The organism is Achromobacter sp. F4_2707, from assembly GCF_047501535.1.
Taxonomy (GTDB): Bacteria; Pseudomonadota; Gammaproteobacteria; order Burkholderiales; family Burkholderiaceae_B; genus Yanghanlia.
In genome coordinates this window covers 80,734-97,020 of sequence record NZ_JAZDRJ010000008.1, presented here as the reverse complement: position 1 = coordinate 97,020, position 16,287 = coordinate 80,734, and the positions used below count along the sequence as shown (strand labels likewise).

The following is a 16,287-nucleotide window of genomic DNA, read 5'->3' as shown; positions in this document are numbered from 1 at the left end:
GTCAGGCTCCGGCGATGGCATCGATCTTGAGTTGGACAATTTGGGCGATCGGATCAGCGCCGAACGCATTCAAAGCGCGCTGCCATTCGGCGCGCGCCTCTTCGATCTTACCCTGAGCCAGCAGCACATCGCCACGGCGATCAGCGTAAAGACCTTCAAAACCTGCTGGTGTTTCAGCCAGTTGTGCAAGCGCCTGATCGTACTGCTGCTGCTCAAGCAGCAAGCCTGCCAGACGCAGCTTGGCCAGCGCAGCCAACGCGGGCTCTTTGCCGCGCTGCGCCAGCCATTGCAATTGCTCACGCGCGGCATCGAGCTGCCCTTTCTCAGCTAACGCCGCAGCTGCTACAAGCGCACCTCGCGAGCTATAACCAGAATCGGCAAATTTATTGCGCAGGGTGTCGCTAGCGGCCTGAATACGGGCGACGGAGTCATCACCACCTTGAGTGGCTGCTGCCTGCAAGGCTTCAAAGTACCCCATAGCCTGGTTGGCCTGATGCCCTTGGTACCATTGCCAGCCTCGCCAGCCGACTATGGCTGCAACGATGACAAATACGGCCACGGCGACTGTGGTGCCATGACGCTCCCACCAGGCCCGCAGCGCATCGAGTTTTTCCTGTTCTTCTAGATCGTATGCCATTTACATCCTCGTCTTGAGTGTTGCGGCGATCGCGTCAAACGCCAGCATCTCTTGCTGAGCACGTGTGTCGCCTTCTTGCTGACGCAGCCATTTGACGCTGGCATGACCAGCTGCCAGTTCGTCCGGACCGATGATCAACGCCACCGAAGCGCCGCTGGCATCCGCCCGTTTAAATTGAGATTTAAAACCTGTTGAGCCGGCATGCACCAACACGCGGTAACCTTCATCACGCAGAGTTTCTGCCAGCAAAGCGGCGCGGCGCTGAGCCTCGTCGCCCTGGTGAATGACATAAATATCGCACTCAGACGCCTTGATTTCAGCCTCGGACTGCTGCCAGAGATCCAACAGGCGCTCCATCCCGATGGCAAAGCCCACTGCCGGTGCGGGCTTGCCGCCAAGAAGCTCCAGTAAGCCGTCGTAGCGACCTCCGCCGCATACGGTGCCTTGCGCCCCAAGACGATCAGTCACCCACTCAAACACAGTCAGGTTGTAGTAATCCAGACCACGAACCAGACGCGGGTTAAGCGTGTACTCAATGCCTGCATCCTTTAAGCGCGCGCAGACCCCTTCAAAATGCGCCAGAGATTCCGGCCCGAGGAAATCGAACAGTCGCGGCGCTTGGTTGGCCATGTCCTGCATGGCCGGATTCTTGGTGTCGAGCACACGCAACGGATTGGTGTACATGCGCCGCTTCGCCTCTTCATCAAGCACATCAATATGCTTTTCAAGGTGTTCTACCAAGGCTTGGCGATGCGCCGCGCGTTCTTCCTGCTGGCCTAGTGAGTTGAGCTCCAGACGGATGTCTTGCAAACCCAAACGCTTCCAGAGGCGCGCCAGCATGATGATGAGCTCGGCATCCACATCCGGCCCGGCAAAGCCCAGCGCTTCAACGTCAATCTGATGAAACTGCCGGTAGCGACCACGCTGCGGGCGCTCGTGCCGGAACACCGGCCCCATGCAGTACACGCGCTGAGGGCGATCGTAGAGCAGATTATGTTCGATGGTGGCGCGCACCATGCCGGCCGTGAACTCGGGCCGCATAGTCAGTTGCTCGTCATTGAGCGCATCGCGAAAGGAGTACATCTCTTTCTCGACAATATCAGTGACTTCACCAATGCCGCGAGCGAAAAGACGGGTCTGTTCCAGAACAGGCGTGCGCATATTGCGATAGCCGTAGGATGCCAACCAATCACGCACAATGGCTTCGAGGGTTTCCCAAGCCGCACTTTCGTGGGGCAGGATGTCCTTCATGCCCGTCAGGGCACGTACTTTTTCAAACTGCTGGGTCATGAATCTGCTTGGTTCTCAACGGTAGCGCCAAGGCCGTAACGGCGCTCGACGTATTCCTCGACAATCTGCTGGAATTCTTGGGCGATGGTGTCGCCTTTGAGGGTAACGCTGCGCTCACCGTCAATAAACACCGGTGCGGCAGGCACTTCACCCGTGCCGGGCAGACTGATACCGATATCGGCATGGCGGCTTTCTCCCGGGCCATTCACAACGCAGCCCATGACGGCTACGTTCATGCTTTCCACACCAGGGTAGCGGCCCTTCCAAACAGGCATCTGGCGACGCAAATACGATTGAATACTGTCGGCCAATTCCTGGAAGAATGTGCTGCTGGTACGACCACAACCCGGGCACGCCACCACCATGGGCGTAAAGGCCCGCAGACCCATGCTTTGCAGGATCTCCTGAGCCACGATGACTTCGCGAGTACGATCGCCACCGGGTTCCGGCGTGAGCGATATACGAATGGTGTCGCCAATGCCTTCTTGTAGCAGCACAGCCAATGCAGCCGTCGAGGCCACAATCCCTTTGCTGCCCATGCCTGCCTCGGTCAGCCCCAAGTGCAGCGGGTAATCGCAGCGAGCGGAAAGATCGCGATACACCGTGATGAGATCTTGTACGTGGCTGACCTTGCAGGACAGAATGATGGCGTCGGGCGCCAGCCCGAGCGCTTCAGCCCGACGGGCGTTATCAATGGCCGATGTCACCAGGGCCTCACGCATGACGGCGGCCGCTTCCCATGGCTGGGCCCTGCGGCTGTTTTCATCCATCATGCGGGCCATTAGCTCGTGATCCAAGCTGCCCCAGTTCACCCCGATACGCACGGGCTTTTGGTGGCGGCAGGCGACCTCTATCATCTGAGCGAAGTTATCTTCGCGCCGCTTGCCCCCACCCACATTGCCTGGGTTGATGCGATATTTGGAAAGCGCCTGGGCGCATTCCGGGAATTGTGTCAGTAGCTTGTGGCCATTGAAGTGAAAGTCACCGACTAAGGGCGTATCGACGCCCATGCGGTCTAACTGTTCACGAATAGCAGGCACTGCCTCGGCGGCTTCAGGCGTATTCACGGTGATACGCACAATTTCGGAACCCGCTGTGACCAGTTCTTTAACCTGTATGGCGGTGGCTATGGCGTCAGCGGTATCGGTGTTGGTCATGGACTGCACCACCACCGGCGCATCGCCGCCAATATGCACCACCCGCTCGCCCCAACGGACGGCGGCACGGCGCGTCAGCCGCTTGTCTGCGGCGCCCACGGAGGAAGGCAGAGCTTCCCGGCTTTCAGTGTCATTCATTGTTGGCAATGGTCTTGAGCCAATCGAAAATCAGCCATGATTCAGGCACCCAGCCCCGGTCAACGGCGTAAAAGGCCGCAATAACCAAAATGGCCACAATAATGAAGAACCACCCCCAAGAACGCTGAGGCGTCTCGGCCGTGGTGGGCAATTCGGCATCGCCCGCCACCGAAGGCGCCGCTACGCCTGGCGCCGTTATGACGCTGGGAGGGGCGGTTGGCCCGACCTGATTGTCCAGCAGAACCAATATGGAATCAACATCGGCGCCGAGGTAGCGGGCGTAGTTGCGCACGAACCCCCTTAGCGACACCCCTGAGGGCAGGTTGTCCCATACCTCTGCTTCCAACGCCTCGATCTGGCGAACTGAAAATTTCAGGCGTTGCGAGGCCTCGTTCAGCGAGATGCGTTGCGATTCGCGCAAGGTGCGCAGCGTTATCCCGACACCCGCCGACTCATGAAGCGCCGCTGTAAGAGGGACATCGTGTTGTTTTTCTTCTTTCAGCAAGGGATCAGTCATCCATGCTCCTGGGTGATGTCTATGGCGGCCCGATTAGGCAAGCGCTGTTCGATGCGGGTTCTGTCCTTGACGTCGCCGGCCAACTGACCACAAGCCGCTGCGATGTCGTCGCCGCGTGTCTTGCGCACGGTGGTCACTACCCCGGCATCCATGAGGATCTGAGCGAACAGCCGCACCCTGGCCTGCGACGAACGCTTCAGGCCCGACTGAGGAAAGGGGTTGAATGGAATCAGGTTGAACTTGCAGCGTACTTGGCGCGCTATCTCTATCAGCTGCCTGGCATGCTCGTCGGCATCGTTGATGCCATCGAGCATGATGTATTCGAATGTAATGAAGTCGCGCGGCGCATGCTCAAGATAGCGATTGCAGGCATCGAGCAGTTCGCGCAATGGGTGTTTCCGGTTCAGCGGTACTAGGCGATCGCGCAGTTCATCGTTAGGCGCGTGCAAAGACACGGCCAGCGCAACAGGACAGTCGCGTGCCAGCCTATCCATGATGGGAACAACGCCCGATGTGGAAACCGTTACACGACGGCGAGACAAACCATAAGCGTTATCGTCCAGCATCAAACGCAGGGCTGCCAGCACTTGGTCGTAATTCAGCAAAGGCTCGCCCATGCCCATCATGACCACATTACTAACCACGCGCTCAGGCGCTGCTGGCTCGCTGCCCGGCAGGCGTGCTGCGGTGATATCGCGTTGCAGCTCACGACGCGCATGCCACAACTGGCCGATGATTTCCGCCGTTGTGAGATTGCGATTAAAGCCTTGGTAACCGGTGGAACAGAATGGGCAGGCCACGGTGCAGCCGGCCTGACTGGAAATACAAAGCGTACCGCGATCGTCTTCAGGAATAAAAACCGCTTCCACGGCGTTGCCCATTCCGACATCAAACAACCATTTGCGCGTGCCATCGGCGGAATGGTGTTCAGTGGATACGGGCGGGACGGAAACTTCGCAGTGTTTGTGCAATGTTTGACGAAAGTCGCGGGCGAGATCCGTCATATCGTCAAAATTGCTGACGCCGCGCTGGTGTACCCAGCGCTGGAGCTGCTTGGCGCGAAACGGCTTGCCGCCCCACTGCGCGACGAGTTCTGTCAGCGCAGCGGTGTCCATTCCCAACAAATTGTGGCGGGCGATAACGGTAGGCATATCGTTCAAAGCGGCAAGCAGTTTCGGCGCTTAGCCGTATTAGCGGCTGTGGATGTTGCTTTCAGGGAAGAAGAAAGCAATTTCCACCGCAGCGGTTTCAGGGGCGTCGGAGCCGTGCACGGCATTGGCGTCGATGCTGTCGGCGAAGTCGGCGCGAATGGTGCCGGGCTCAGCCTTCTTGGGGTCGGTGGCGCCCATGAGTTCGCGATTCTTGGCGATGGCGTTCTCACCTTCCAGCACTTGCACGAACACAGGACCGGAAACCATGAAATCGACCAGATCCTTGAAGAAAGGACGCTCTTTGTGAACTGCATAGAAACGCTCAGCATCGGCACGCGAAAGCTGCATCAGGCGCGCAGCAGCGATGGTCAGGCCAGCCTGTTCAAAGCGGCTGACGATCTGGCCGATCACGTTTTTAGCGACTGCATCGGGCTTGATGATGGAAAGGGTGCGTTCAATAGCCATTTAAATTCCGTTACTGTTGATCTAATGGGTTGCAAAGCTGCGAAGGATTCGTGATAAAAGCGGATTCCTGAATGAAAACAATCACTTCGGGCCTTTTCACGATAACCGGGCATTTTAACACGCCCCGGGCGCGCCACTCCATCATAAAATAGACGGTTTCCGACGCATAGAATGCTTAAATGCACAAAAAGGCGACCGTCTCCTGCAGTCGCGACTGCGCCAGCCATCATTAAACCATGACCACCCAATCAGAACAGACTTCTTCCGACCTTCTTTCCAAGAGTTTTGAACCCCAGGAAATTGAATCGCGCTGGTATGCGCACTGGGAAAAAAGCGGCTATTTCCAGGCAGGACGCCATGTCGAGCCCTTGCCCGGCCACGACAGCCGCCCTTTCGCCATACAGTTTCCGCCGCCCAACGTCACCGGCACCCTGCACATGGGGCATGCCTTCAATCAGACCATCATGGACGGCCTGGCGCGTTACCACCGCATGCGCGGCGACGACACAGCATTGATACCCGGCACCGATCACGCAGGCATTGCCACACAAATCGTGGTTGAGCGCCAGCTTGACGCGCAGAACATTACTCGCCACGACCTTGGCCGCGAAAAATTCGTGGAAAAGGTCTGGGAATGGAAAGAAAAATCCGGCGGCGCGATCACCAGTCAGTTCCGGCGCCTGGGCGCTTCCTGCGACTGGAGCATGGAATACTTCACCATGGATGAAAACCTGTCGCGCGGCGTCGCGGAAGTTTTCACCCGTCTCTACGAACAGGGCCTGATCTACCGTGGAAAACGGCTTGTCAATTGGGACCCTGTTTTGGGCACGGCGGTATCCGACCTGGAAGTTGTGAGCGAGGAAGAAGACGGCCACATGTGGGAAATCCGCTACCCACTCAGCCAGCCCGAAGGCGGGCTGGATGCATTGGTTGTTGCCACCACCCGCCCCGAAACCATGCTGGGTGACGTCGCCGTCATGGTGCACCCGGAAGACGAGCGCTATGCTCACCTTATCGGCAAAACCGTCGTATTGCCGCTGGTTAACTGCGAAATCCCCATCATTGCAGACGACTACGTTGACCGCGAGTTCGGCACCGGCGTGGTGAAAGTCACGCCTGCGCACGACTTCAATGACAACGCGGTCGGCCAGCGCCACAATCTGGAAAACATCAACATTCTTACCCTGGACGCACGCATTAACGAGAATGCGCCCGCCGCCTACCAGGGCCTGGACCGCTTCGAGGCCCGCAAGAAAATCGTTGCAGATCTAGAAGCACAAGGCTTGCTGCAAAGCGTCAAGCCCCACAAGCTCATGGTGCCGCGCGGCGACCGTACCAACACGGTGATTGAGCCCATGCTGACCGACCAGTGGTTTGTCGCCATGAGCAAACCCGCCCCCGAGGGTTCGCTCCATCCCGGGAAAAGCATTACGGACGTTGCGCTTGAAGTCGTAGCCGACGGCCGCATTCGTTTCCACCCCGAAAACTGGACCAACACCTACAACCAGTGGCTGAACAATATTCAGGATTGGTGTATTTCCCGCCAATTATGGTGGGGTCACCAAATTCCGGCTTGGTATGCTGAAGATGGTCGCATTTTTGTCGCTCGGAACGAGGCAGAAGCCCTTGAGAAAGCCGCTGCTGCAGGTGTGACCGGGCCACTGCGCCGCGACGAGGATGTTCTCGATACCTGGTTTTCTTCGGCCTTGGTACCGTTCACCGATCTTGGCTGGCCTGAGAACACCGCCGAACTAGAACGCTACTTGCCTTCCAGCGTTCTAGTCACCGGCTTTGACATCATCTTCTTCTGGGTTGCCCGCATGGTCATGATGAGCATGCACATGACTGGCAAAGTTCCCTTCCGCGATGTCTATGTGCACGGCTTGGTATGCGATATGGAAGGCAAGAAGATGAGCAAATCCAGGGGCAACACCATTGACCCGGTCGACCTCATCGATGGCATTGATATCGACACGCTTCTCACAAAGCGCACCACCGGCCTGATGAACCCCAAGCAAGCGGAAAGCATTCGTAAGCGAACCCGCAAGGACTACCCCGACGGCATTCCCGCCTACGGCACCGACGCTTTGCGCTTTACCATGGCTGCTTACGCCACCCTGGGGCGCAACATTAACTTCGACCTCAAGCGCTGCGAAGGCTACCGCAACTTCTGCAATAAGCTGTGGAACGCTACCCGCTACGTTTTGATGAACACCGAAGGCCATGCCCTAACAGAAGAAACGCTGGTCATTGACGGCGTAACGGTGACGGCCGAGACATCCTTCGCCGACCGCTGGATCATCAGTCAATTGCAACGCCTTGAGGCGGATGTCGAGCGCGGCTTTGAGGACTTCCGTTTCGACAACATCGCCAACGCTATCTACCACTTTGCATGGGACGAATACTGCGACTGGTATGTGGAACTGGCTAAGGTGCAGCTGCAGCAAGGCAACCCTGCACAACAGCTGGGTACCCGCCGTACGCTGATCCGTGTACTGGAGGCGGTATTGCGCTTGGCGCACCCCATTATTCCCTTCATCACGGAAGAACTCTGGCAGAAAGTGTCGATCGTCGCCGGCAAACGTGCCGCAAACGAAAACACCAGCATCAGTGTTCAGCCCTATCCCCGCAGCAACCCCGAGGCCATCGACGCCACCGCCGAAGCACAGGTTGCGGAACTCAAGGCTCAGGTTGAAGCCGTTCGGGCGCTGCGTGGCGAAATGAATCTCTCCCCCGCACAACGCGTACCGCTGATCGCACGCGGCGACAAGGAAGTGCTGGGCTGCAATAGCGAATACCTGAAGGCGCTGGCCAAACTTTCAGAAATTGAAATCGTCGATGCCCTGCCGCAACTGGGCGCGCCTGTACAGATCGTGGGCACGACAGAGCTCATGTTGCATGTAGAGATCGACGTTGAGGCTGAACGCGCTCGCCTGAACAAAGAAATCCAGCGCCTGGAAGGCGAGATCGCCAAGGCCCAGGCAAAGCTATCGAACGAAAGCTTTGTACAGCGCGCTCCCGCCAAGGTCGTGGAACAGGAAAAAACCCGCGTCGCACAATTTGGCGAAACCCTCGCCAAGGTGCGTGAGCAACTGGAAAAACTTCCAACAGCCTGACCTGACGAATAAACCCTGCGCCTTTTTCCGGGCGCAGGGTTTCAAAACAGGGAACCGGCATAGGGGGCAGTTCATCTGAACTGCGCCCCTGCCACACCACCCGGCATGCGGGTCCGCACCGGGCGGTTCGAGAAGTTGAGGTCAGGAGAGTCGAGGCAGCCCCAGGCGGTCGAAGTAGGCCAGTGTTAGGACACCATTAAGTGCCTTCGCGCTGTTGCGCCACCAGCACCGCGAGTTTCCCGCGACCTTCTGAGCCACCCACTGCGGCGCACCCAAGGCCCGTAGCTCACGGTAGATCGTGGCACTGCGTCTCCATTGCTTAAGCTGGATTGCCCTGAGTCGGTGGCGTATCCATTCGTCCAGCGTTCGCCAGACTCCCGGAGTTTGCGACAACCGGAAGTAGCCTTTCCACCCCAACATGTAGGAACGCAGTCTGTCCACAACCTGCTGCAGGCTGCGCCCGCCCGAGCGACGTGTCAGTTGCCGGACACGTTGCCTAAACGTGGCTTGGGCCTTGAAGGCCACTGCCCGCTTAACTTGACCCTGGGACAACCAGAAGCTGTAGCCAAGGAATTTGCGATCGGTAAACACACTGGCGACGGCGCTTTTGGTCTCATTGACCTTCAACCGCAGTCGAGCGTATAGCCGCCGCAAGAGTCCCATCACCCGTTCGCCCGCCCGCAGACTGTGAACATACACGTTGCAGTCATCGGCGTAACGGACGAAGCAATGGCCCCGGCGCTCCAGTTCCTTATCCACCTCATCAAGCATTACGTTGGCCAGCAACGGCGAGAGCGGCCCGCCTTGCGGCGTGCCCTCATACCGTTCAATGGTCACACCGCCATCCAGAATGCCGCAGTTCAGGTACGCTCGAATCAGCCGGATGACTCCGGCATCAGGAATGCGTTTCTGTAAGCGGTCGATCAGAATGTCGTGGTTGACCCGGTCGAAGAACTTTTCTAAGTCCACATCCACCACGATACCGCGACCGGATTGCACGTACGACTGCGCGGCAAGTACCGCATCATGCGCACGACGCCCGGGCCGGAAGCCGTAGCTATGCTCGCTGAAGGTGGGGTCAAGCAGGGGCTGCAGCACTTGCAGCAGTGCCTGCTGGATCAGTCGATCCGTCACCGTCGGGATACCCAGCTCGCGCTGGCTGCCGTCAGGCTTCGGAATCATCACCCGTCGTACCGGGCTGGGCCGGTACGTCCCTGCAAGCAATTCTTCGCGAATGCCAGGCCAGGCTGTCACCAAGTAGCGGGAAGTCTGGTCAATGTCCAAACCGTCCACTCCAGCGGCACCCTTATTGGCTCGTACTCGTTTGAATGCGGCTTGCAGGTTCTCTCTCGTCAACGCCACTCGCAGCAGCGCTGACCCTGTACGCTCATTGCCATGACGCGGGCCATTCATTTCCTCGCTAGCAGGCTCACCCACGGCTTCACCGTTGGCTACGCCCACCCGCTCCACTGACGTGGACATCTGAGGCAGTACGAGTTGCATCGTCATGTCGAGACATACTCCTTCTCGTTCGGTCCTTCGCCGTCTCGCCCTCAGCCTTCCCGGCACGCGCGTTCGACGACTACTATGACCTCTGCTGAGTCCTCGCTCCGGCTCGACACCGTTACCCTTTCAGGCTCAAGGCGAGGGTTCCCCAGGTAAGAACACACTCCTTCACTGCACAACCGCCGGATTTACGCCACCTCACCTTGATCACGAGAGCTTCACGGTTTGTTGCCCGCTCGCCCTGCTTGGCAACGCCTTCTATCCGATTCGTGTTCCTCGGCTCGCAGCTTATGCTCCACGCTTCCTTCCCACGCTCAGTCGCCCTCACGCAGTTGCGCTTCACTTCATTCGCTGTGATCAACTCATGGCGGGACTTGCACCCGCAGGAGTGCGCCCATGCTGGGCGCACAACAACAAGAGCGTCTTTGGACGCTCTTTTTTTACTCGCTCTTATCCGCCCCTAGCGAACGCAGGAAGGCTTCATCCTTTTTACTCAGGCGGCCTGCACGGCGCGCCTGCTCAATCAGATCAGGACGGCGCGCGGCGGTCAGTGCAAGAGATTGCTCACGGCGCCAAGCCGAGATATTGGCATGATGGCCGGAACGCAGAATACCCGGCACCTCCAGGCCATGATGGACTTCCGGGCGGGTGTAATGAGGGCTGTCCAGCAAGCCGCTGGTCGCTTCATTAAACGAGTCTTGCCGGGCAGAGTCGTCGTCGTTCAGCGCGCCAGGCAACAGTCGCACAGCAGCGTCGATGCAAGCCATCGCAGCAATTTCTCCGCCTGAAAGCACAAAATCACCGAGAGAGATTTCATGCGTGACGCGGCGGTCGATAAAACGTTGGTCCAGGCCTTCGTAACGCCCACAGACAAACACAGCCCCCGGACTATCGGCCAGTTGCTGTGCCATATGCTGATCAAAGCGCTGCCCTGCCGGGCTCATTAGGATGACTGGGGTGTCTGTCCCGGTTTCGGTGTGCGAAACCTGCTGAGAGTGGCTGCTCGCTACGGAAATAGCGCCGGCCGACGCTCTGGCCGCCAGAGCATTATCAAGCGCTTTTTCCAGAGGCTCTGCCAGCATCACCATGCCCGGCCCGCCTCCGTAGGGGCGGTCGTCCACCGTGCGATGCACATCGTGAGTGTAGTCGCGTGGATTCCAGACATGCATGGACCACAGGCCTAGTCGCTGAGCGCGCCCTGTCACGCCAAGCTCTCCGACGACGGAAAACATTTCAGGAAACAGGGAAATGATATCGATGCGCATGGATGCCCCAAAACTGGGGATCAGAAGTCGACCGGCCAGTTACTATCGAGGCGACGGTTGGCGAGATCAACCGTATGGACATGAGCTTCCACAAAAGGCACAAGCGTTTCAAGCTGCCTGCCTTTTGCATCCAGCATGGGCTGAACCTCACCCTGCTCGTCAAGCGTCTGCCGCCTGACCCGCAATACCGAATGGGCGCCGTTGTCCATTACGGCGTCTACAGTGCCCAGCAAAGCGCCGACACCGTCTTGTTCGCCGTAAATCACGCAGCCGATGAGATCGACCCAGTAGTATTCGTTGTCGGCCGCAGCGGGAAATGCCGACCTTGGCACCCAGACCGTACACCCACGCAGTTTTTCCGCCTGTGTGCGATCCGCTATACCTTGCAAGCTGCCCACAATGGTGCTGCCCTGAGTACGACTTTTGGTCACCTCAACCGGCCAAGCCGAAGAGGCATCAACCGTTTGAGCAGGCGAAACGGGGCGACGCAACCACCAAGTGCGGGATTTCAGCAAAACCGCCGAGCCTGCCACATGGGGCTGGATTTTGACCCAACCCCTTACCCCGTAAGCCCCGGATATGCGACCGAGCTCAACCAGGTCTTGCGGAACAACTGCCGTAGCGCCGTCTTCAGAACGTGACATACTTGCCCAGTGCGAGCAAGAAATCAGGCTGCAGTTTGGGCAGCGTTGTACTCTTTGACCAGACGTGCAACGGCAGGCGACAGCTGAGCGCCGTTTTCGATCCAGTAGTTGACACGATCTTGTGCCAGACGCAGATTTTCTACGCCTTCCTTGCCTACGGGGTTGTAAAAGCCCAGGCGCTCGATGAAACGGCCATCACGGCGATTACGCGAATCGGCTGCAACAACATTGTAGAAAGGGCGCTTTTTCGAGCCGCCGCGGGCCAGACGAATTACAACCATGGTAATCCTTTGAATAGGGGTTATGAAAAACAGAGCATTCTAACATTGATCTCGGCCCGTAAGCAACGGGGCAAGCAATGTAAAGCCATGTCGATTTAAAAACTTACAACAGCCCGGGCCGCCCGGGCTGTTGCGCAGCGCCTAACGGCGCCGCAAAAAGTGCCAGACAGCATCACCCTGCCCGGCTTGAGCCAGCAACTCGTTGCCGGTTTGCTTGCAAAACGCCTGAAAATCGCGTTCGGCATGAGGGTCGGTGGTAATCACCTTCAGCACCGCGCCGGATTCCATTTGCGCAAGCGCCTTTTTGGCGCGCAAAATGGGCAGCGGGCATTTCAGGCCCGATGCATCGACTTCAGTTGCAGCGACGGGCAAATCGCCACTCGTACCGGATTGCGCTGTCATGCCTGAACCTGCTGCCCGAGCCGCTCACGTACCCAGGCCTCAACACTTGCTGTGGCTGCTGCCAGCGCCGCAACATCACTGCCGCCGCCCATGGCCATATCGGGGCGCCCGCCGCCCTTGCCGCCCACCTGGCCGGCAACCATGCCAACGAGTTCGCCCGCTTTTACACGGTCGACAAGATCGGGGGTGACGCCAGCGACTAAGCTGATTTTGTCGTCGCTGGCCGTGGCCAGCAGCACCACCGCCGACTTGAGCTTGTCTTTCAGTTGATCGACCATACCGCGCAGCGCCTTGGGCTCTGTACCGCTTACTGTAGCAACCAGAAGCTTGGCCCCATCGCCCAGAGCCACCGCTTGGTCAGCCAGATTGCTGCCAACGGAAGCCGCCTGTTTGCTTTTGAGCTGCTCAAGTTCTCGTTCCAGGGATCTTAGCTGCGATTGCAACAGGCCGATGCGATCCACCAGTTCAGCAGGTTGCGATTTGACGGATGCCGCAGCCTGCAACAAGGTGTCGTTGACCTGTTGAACCCAGGCAAGTGCATTTGCGCCGGTTATGGCTTCGACGCGCCTTACCCCCGCTGCCACGCCACCTTCGGAAACGATTTTGAACAGGCCAATGTCGCCCGTACGTTCTACGTGCGTTCCCCCGCACAGCTCACGCGAAGAGCCGATATCCAGCACGCGGACTTCGTCGCCGTACTTTTCGCCGAACAGCGCCACAGCACCGCCTTGTACAGCTTCGTCGTAGCCCATGTATTGGGCCTGAGTCGCACGGTTTTGAAGGATTTCGTCATTGACAATCCGTTCAACCGCAGCGATTTGATCGTGCGTCATGGGCGCGTCATGAGCAAAGTCGAAGCGCGTTTTCTCGGCATCAACCAGGGAACCACGCTGTTGCACATGGCTGCCCAGCACCTCGCGCAAAGCTTTGTGCATAAGGTGGGTCGCTGAGTGGTTGCGCACGGTATCGCGGCGATGCACGGCATCTACCTGGGCTTGAACCGTATCGCCGACACGCAGTTCGCCTTCCTGCAGTTGACCGTGATGACCAAATACATTGGCTTGAATTTTTTGCGTGTCTTCCACCTGGAAGCGCATGCCGGCAGCGGACAACACACCGTTGTCGCCTACCTGGCCGCCGGATTCTGCATAAAAGGGGGTGGTATCAAGCACCACAATAGCCTGCTGCCCCGCCTGAACCGCCTCAACGGAAGTCCCATTGACATACAAAGCCGTGACACGGCCATCTGCCTGAAGGGTTTCATAGCCCTGAAAACGGGTTTCGTCACCCTGGTAGCTCAGGCCGTCAGTTGCCTTGAACTTGCCGGCAGCACGCGCCTGTTCGCGCTGTTTTTGCATGGCGGCGTCAAAGCCTTCCTGGTCGATGCCAATATTGCGCTCACGGCAGATATCAGCTGTCAGGTCTAGCGGGAAACCATAGGTGTCGTACAGCGTGAACAGTGTCTGGCCGTCGAGAACGCCCTGCTCCGGAACGTCGGCCAGAGCGGACTCGAGAATCCTCATGCCGTGCTCAAGCGTTTCAATAAAGCGTTCTTCTTCCTGACGCAACACCTGTTCAACGCGCGCCTGCTGTTTGGCCAGCTCAGGGTACGCCTCGCCCATCTCGGCCACCAGGTCTGCAACCAAGCGGTGGAAGAAGGGGCGCGGTTGACCGAGCTTGTGACCATGCCGCAACGCGCGGCGCACAATTCGGCGCAACACATAGCCACGACCTTCATTGCTGGGGATCACCCCATCCACAATGAGAAACCCGCAGGCGCGGATATGATCGGCAATCACCTTCAGGGAGTTTTCCTGGAGATTGGTCGTGCCGGTTTCACGCGCTGCTGCAGCGATCAAGTTGCGAAAGAGGTCGATCTCGTAATTGGAATGGACATGCTGCAATACAGCGGCAATACGCTCCAAGCCCATGCCCGTGTCAACGCAAGGCCGGGGCAGCGGTTCCATATGGCCACTGGCGTCGCGGTTGAACTGCATGAAGACCAGATTCCAGACTTCGATATAGCGATCGCCGTCTTCTTCAGGCGAACCCGGTGGGCCACCCCAAACATCCGGGCCGTGATCGTAGAAAATTTCCGAACAGGGGCCGCAAGGGCCGGTATCAGCCATCTGCCAGAAGTTGTCAGAGGCGTAGCGCCCACCCTTGTTATCGCCGATACGGATGATGCGGGACTCAGGCACGCCTATCTCTTTGGCCCAGATATCGTAGGCTTCGTCGTCTTCGTGGTAGACCGTTACCCAGAGTTTTTCGGAGGGTAACTTGTAGACTTGGGTAAGGAGTTCCCAAGCATACTGAATGGCTTCACGTTTGAAGTAATCGCCGAAGCTGAAGTTGCCCAGCATCTCGAAAAACGTGTGATGACGCGCCGTGTAGCCAACGTTTTCAAGGTCATTGTGTTTGCCACCTGCACGGACGCAACGCTGGGAGGTCGTGGCGCGCATATAGGGGCGGGTTTCCGCTCCTGTGAAAACATCCTTGAACTGCACCATGCCTGCATTGGTAAACAGCAAGGTCGGGTCATTACCCGGCACGAGTGAAGAAGAGGGAACGATCTGGTGCCCTTTCGACTCAAAAAAAGACAAAAATTTCTGGCGTATTTCAGAGGTCTTCATTGCAGCGTTGCGCTTGATCCATACGTAACCGTTCATTATACGCATGATCACCCGACACACAGGAAGGCGGTCTGTCTCCCCTGCCCCGTGGGTTGTGGCCCACTGTCGTAGATGCGCAATGCAGCGGCGTACCAAGGGCACGAACAGTCCCCTGTTACGGGGTTTGCCGTACTGATCCCTTCTGGGGTCTTGCACTTATAAAGGCTGTTATAGCTAAAGCCGCCGCCCGCCCTACCGGTCGAGCGCCACCGGCCCCACTGACAAACCAGCAGCCCACCCTGCACATTGTGGGCAATGGCCTTGTCAGGCATGCAGGTATCACCTTCATAGACTTCAGCCCCTATGACAAGCTGGCCTGCTACGCTGGCATCTGCGTCGGCACGCACTGTCCCGGCCACCGATAAGCCCCCTTGAAAATCCGGGTCGCGGCGGTCACCCACTCGCAGAAAACTCCACAGTGCTTGCTGTTCGGCTGTCACCGCCATGCCGACGGTGCCGGGAGGGAGTTCCACACCATCCGGCAAGGGGCTGTCGAATGCGAAGGTGGCTCCTCGAATACGACTGGGCTCATTATCATGAACCGCCCCACCCTTGCCTTGCGTCGCCAGCAGCCATTGAGCCATCATCGCTGCATCGGGAGCGCCTGTCGCGGTGCTCAATACAGGCCGGTCTCCATGGATCAAGGCTTCGACAATACACGGATCGGCCGGGCATTCTCCGCGGCGCCAGACATTCACACGCGCAGCACCAGTGAGCCGCGTTGTATGCGGCAGGCCCGATGCCAGCAAACCTGTTTGTGTCAGTTCAGCTAGTGAGGGCCGGCGCCAATCCTGATAGCCGTGCGCGGCCAGTGCATCGGTAGTGGCGGCTGCCTGGATTTCTGGACCATGCAGCCGCACATATGCCATTACCGCCTTGTGTACCGTTTCCATCCAGACGGCAGCGGCATGAGCTTGTGCATCATTCAACCGATTCACTAGAGCCTGAGTGCCCCAGGCAGCCAGCAAGGCCGCGATCAATAAGGCCAGAGCGAGTTCTATCAAGGCATAGCCTTGTTGATGCTCGCCACCACATTGGCGCCACAT

The 16,287-nt window shown here is 58.2% G+C and carries 14 protein-coding genes; 1 reads left to right on the top strand and 13 read right to left on the bottom strand.

The annotated features are described in order from the left end of the window. Nucleotide 1: 1 nt before the first annotated feature. From VRY85_RS09435 to ndk, 6 genes are read right to left on the bottom strand one after another with little or no spacing between them, the layout of a single operon-like run. Nucleotides 2–637, bottom strand: a complete 636-nt coding sequence (locus VRY85_RS09435; protein WP_414598337.1) for a YfgM family protein — start codon at nucleotides 635–637, stop codon at nucleotides 2–4. Then, nucleotides 638–1,927 carry a histidine--tRNA ligase gene (gene hisS, locus VRY85_RS09430; protein ID WP_414598336.1) on the bottom strand — a complete coding sequence of 430 codons (1,290 nt, stop codon included), beginning with the start codon at nucleotides 1,925–1,927 and terminating at the stop codon, nucleotides 638–640. It abuts the gene before it with no gap. After that, nucleotides 1,924–3,222, bottom strand: a complete 1,299-nt coding sequence (ispG, locus tag VRY85_RS09425; RefSeq protein ID WP_414598335.1) for a flavodoxin-dependent (E)-4-hydroxy-3-methylbut-2-enyl-diphosphate synthase — start codon at nucleotides 3,220–3,222, stop codon at nucleotides 1,924–1,926. Before ispG ends, hisS begins: the two co-directional genes overlap by 4 nt. Further along, a complete protein-coding gene (locus VRY85_RS09420) occupies nucleotides 3,215–3,739 on the bottom strand; it encodes a helix-turn-helix domain-containing protein (RefSeq protein WP_414598334.1) in 525 nt (174 codons plus the stop codon). Before VRY85_RS09420 ends, ispG begins: the two co-directional genes overlap by 8 nt. Further along, nucleotides 3,736–4,890 carry a 23S rRNA (adenine(2503)-C(2))-methyltransferase RlmN gene (gene rlmN / locus VRY85_RS09415; RefSeq protein ID WP_414598333.1) on the bottom strand — a complete coding sequence of 385 codons (1,155 nt, stop codon included), beginning with the start codon at nucleotides 4,888–4,890 and terminating at the stop codon, nucleotides 3,736–3,738. Before rlmN ends, VRY85_RS09420 begins: the two co-directional genes overlap by 4 nt. Before the next feature lie 39 nt (nucleotides 4,891–4,929). Then, nucleotides 4,930–5,355, bottom strand: coding sequence for a nucleoside-diphosphate kinase (ndk, locus tag VRY85_RS09410; RefSeq protein ID WP_414598332.1), 426 nt, complete (start codon nucleotides 5,353–5,355; stop codon nucleotides 4,930–4,932). 236 nt (nucleotides 5,356–5,591) lie between these two features. Between ndk and VRY85_RS09405 the strand changes: the two genes are divergently transcribed. Further along, the gene (locus tag VRY85_RS09405) at nucleotides 5,592–8,471 is read left to right on the top strand and encodes a valine--tRNA ligase (protein WP_414598331.1); all 2,880 of its coding nucleotides are present in this window, start codon (nucleotides 5,592–5,594) and stop codon (nucleotides 8,469–8,471) included. 141 nt (nucleotides 8,472–8,612) lie between these two features. On the opposite strand, the gene ltrA is transcribed toward VRY85_RS09405, so the two are convergent. The 7 genes from ltrA to VRY85_RS09370 form a co-directional block, all read right to left on the bottom strand. Further along, the gene (ltrA, locus tag VRY85_RS09400) at nucleotides 8,613–9,974 is read right to left on the bottom strand and encodes a group II intron reverse transcriptase/maturase (protein ID WP_414598416.1); all 1,362 of its coding nucleotides are present in this window, start codon (nucleotides 9,972–9,974) and stop codon (nucleotides 8,613–8,615) included. 443 nt (nucleotides 9,975–10,417) lie between these two features. Further along, entirely contained in the window at nucleotides 10,418–11,242 is an 825-nt protein-coding gene (trmD, locus tag VRY85_RS09395; protein WP_414598330.1) for a tRNA (guanosine(37)-N1)-methyltransferase TrmD, read from the bottom strand. 20 nt (nucleotides 11,243–11,262) lie between these two features. Next, on the bottom strand, nucleotides 11,263–11,886 hold the full coding sequence (gene rimM, locus VRY85_RS09390; RefSeq protein ID WP_414598329.1) for a ribosome maturation factor RimM: 624 nt from the start codon (nucleotides 11,884–11,886) through the stop codon (nucleotides 11,263–11,265). A 23-nt stretch (nucleotides 11,887–11,909) separates the two neighbouring features. After that, nucleotides 11,910–12,167, bottom strand: coding sequence for a 30S ribosomal protein S16 (gene rpsP, locus VRY85_RS09385; protein WP_414598328.1), 258 nt, complete (start codon nucleotides 12,165–12,167; stop codon nucleotides 11,910–11,912). 141 nt (nucleotides 12,168–12,308) lie between these two features. Beyond that, nucleotides 12,309–12,569 (bottom strand): sulfurtransferase TusA family protein, encoded by a 261-nt coding sequence (locus VRY85_RS09380; RefSeq protein ID WP_414598327.1) that lies wholly within the window; start codon nucleotides 12,567–12,569, stop codon nucleotides 12,309–12,311. After that, nucleotides 12,566–15,202 (bottom strand): alanine--tRNA ligase, encoded by a 2,637-nt coding sequence (alaS, locus tag VRY85_RS09375; RefSeq protein ID WP_414598326.1) that lies wholly within the window; start codon nucleotides 15,200–15,202, stop codon nucleotides 12,566–12,568. Before alaS ends, VRY85_RS09380 begins: the two co-directional genes overlap by 4 nt. 47 nt (nucleotides 15,203–15,249) lie before the next feature. Beyond that, nucleotides 15,250–16,287 (bottom strand): prepilin-type N-terminal cleavage/methylation domain-containing protein, encoded by a 1,038-nt coding sequence (locus tag VRY85_RS09370; protein WP_414598325.1) that lies wholly within the window; start codon nucleotides 16,285–16,287, stop codon nucleotides 15,250–15,252.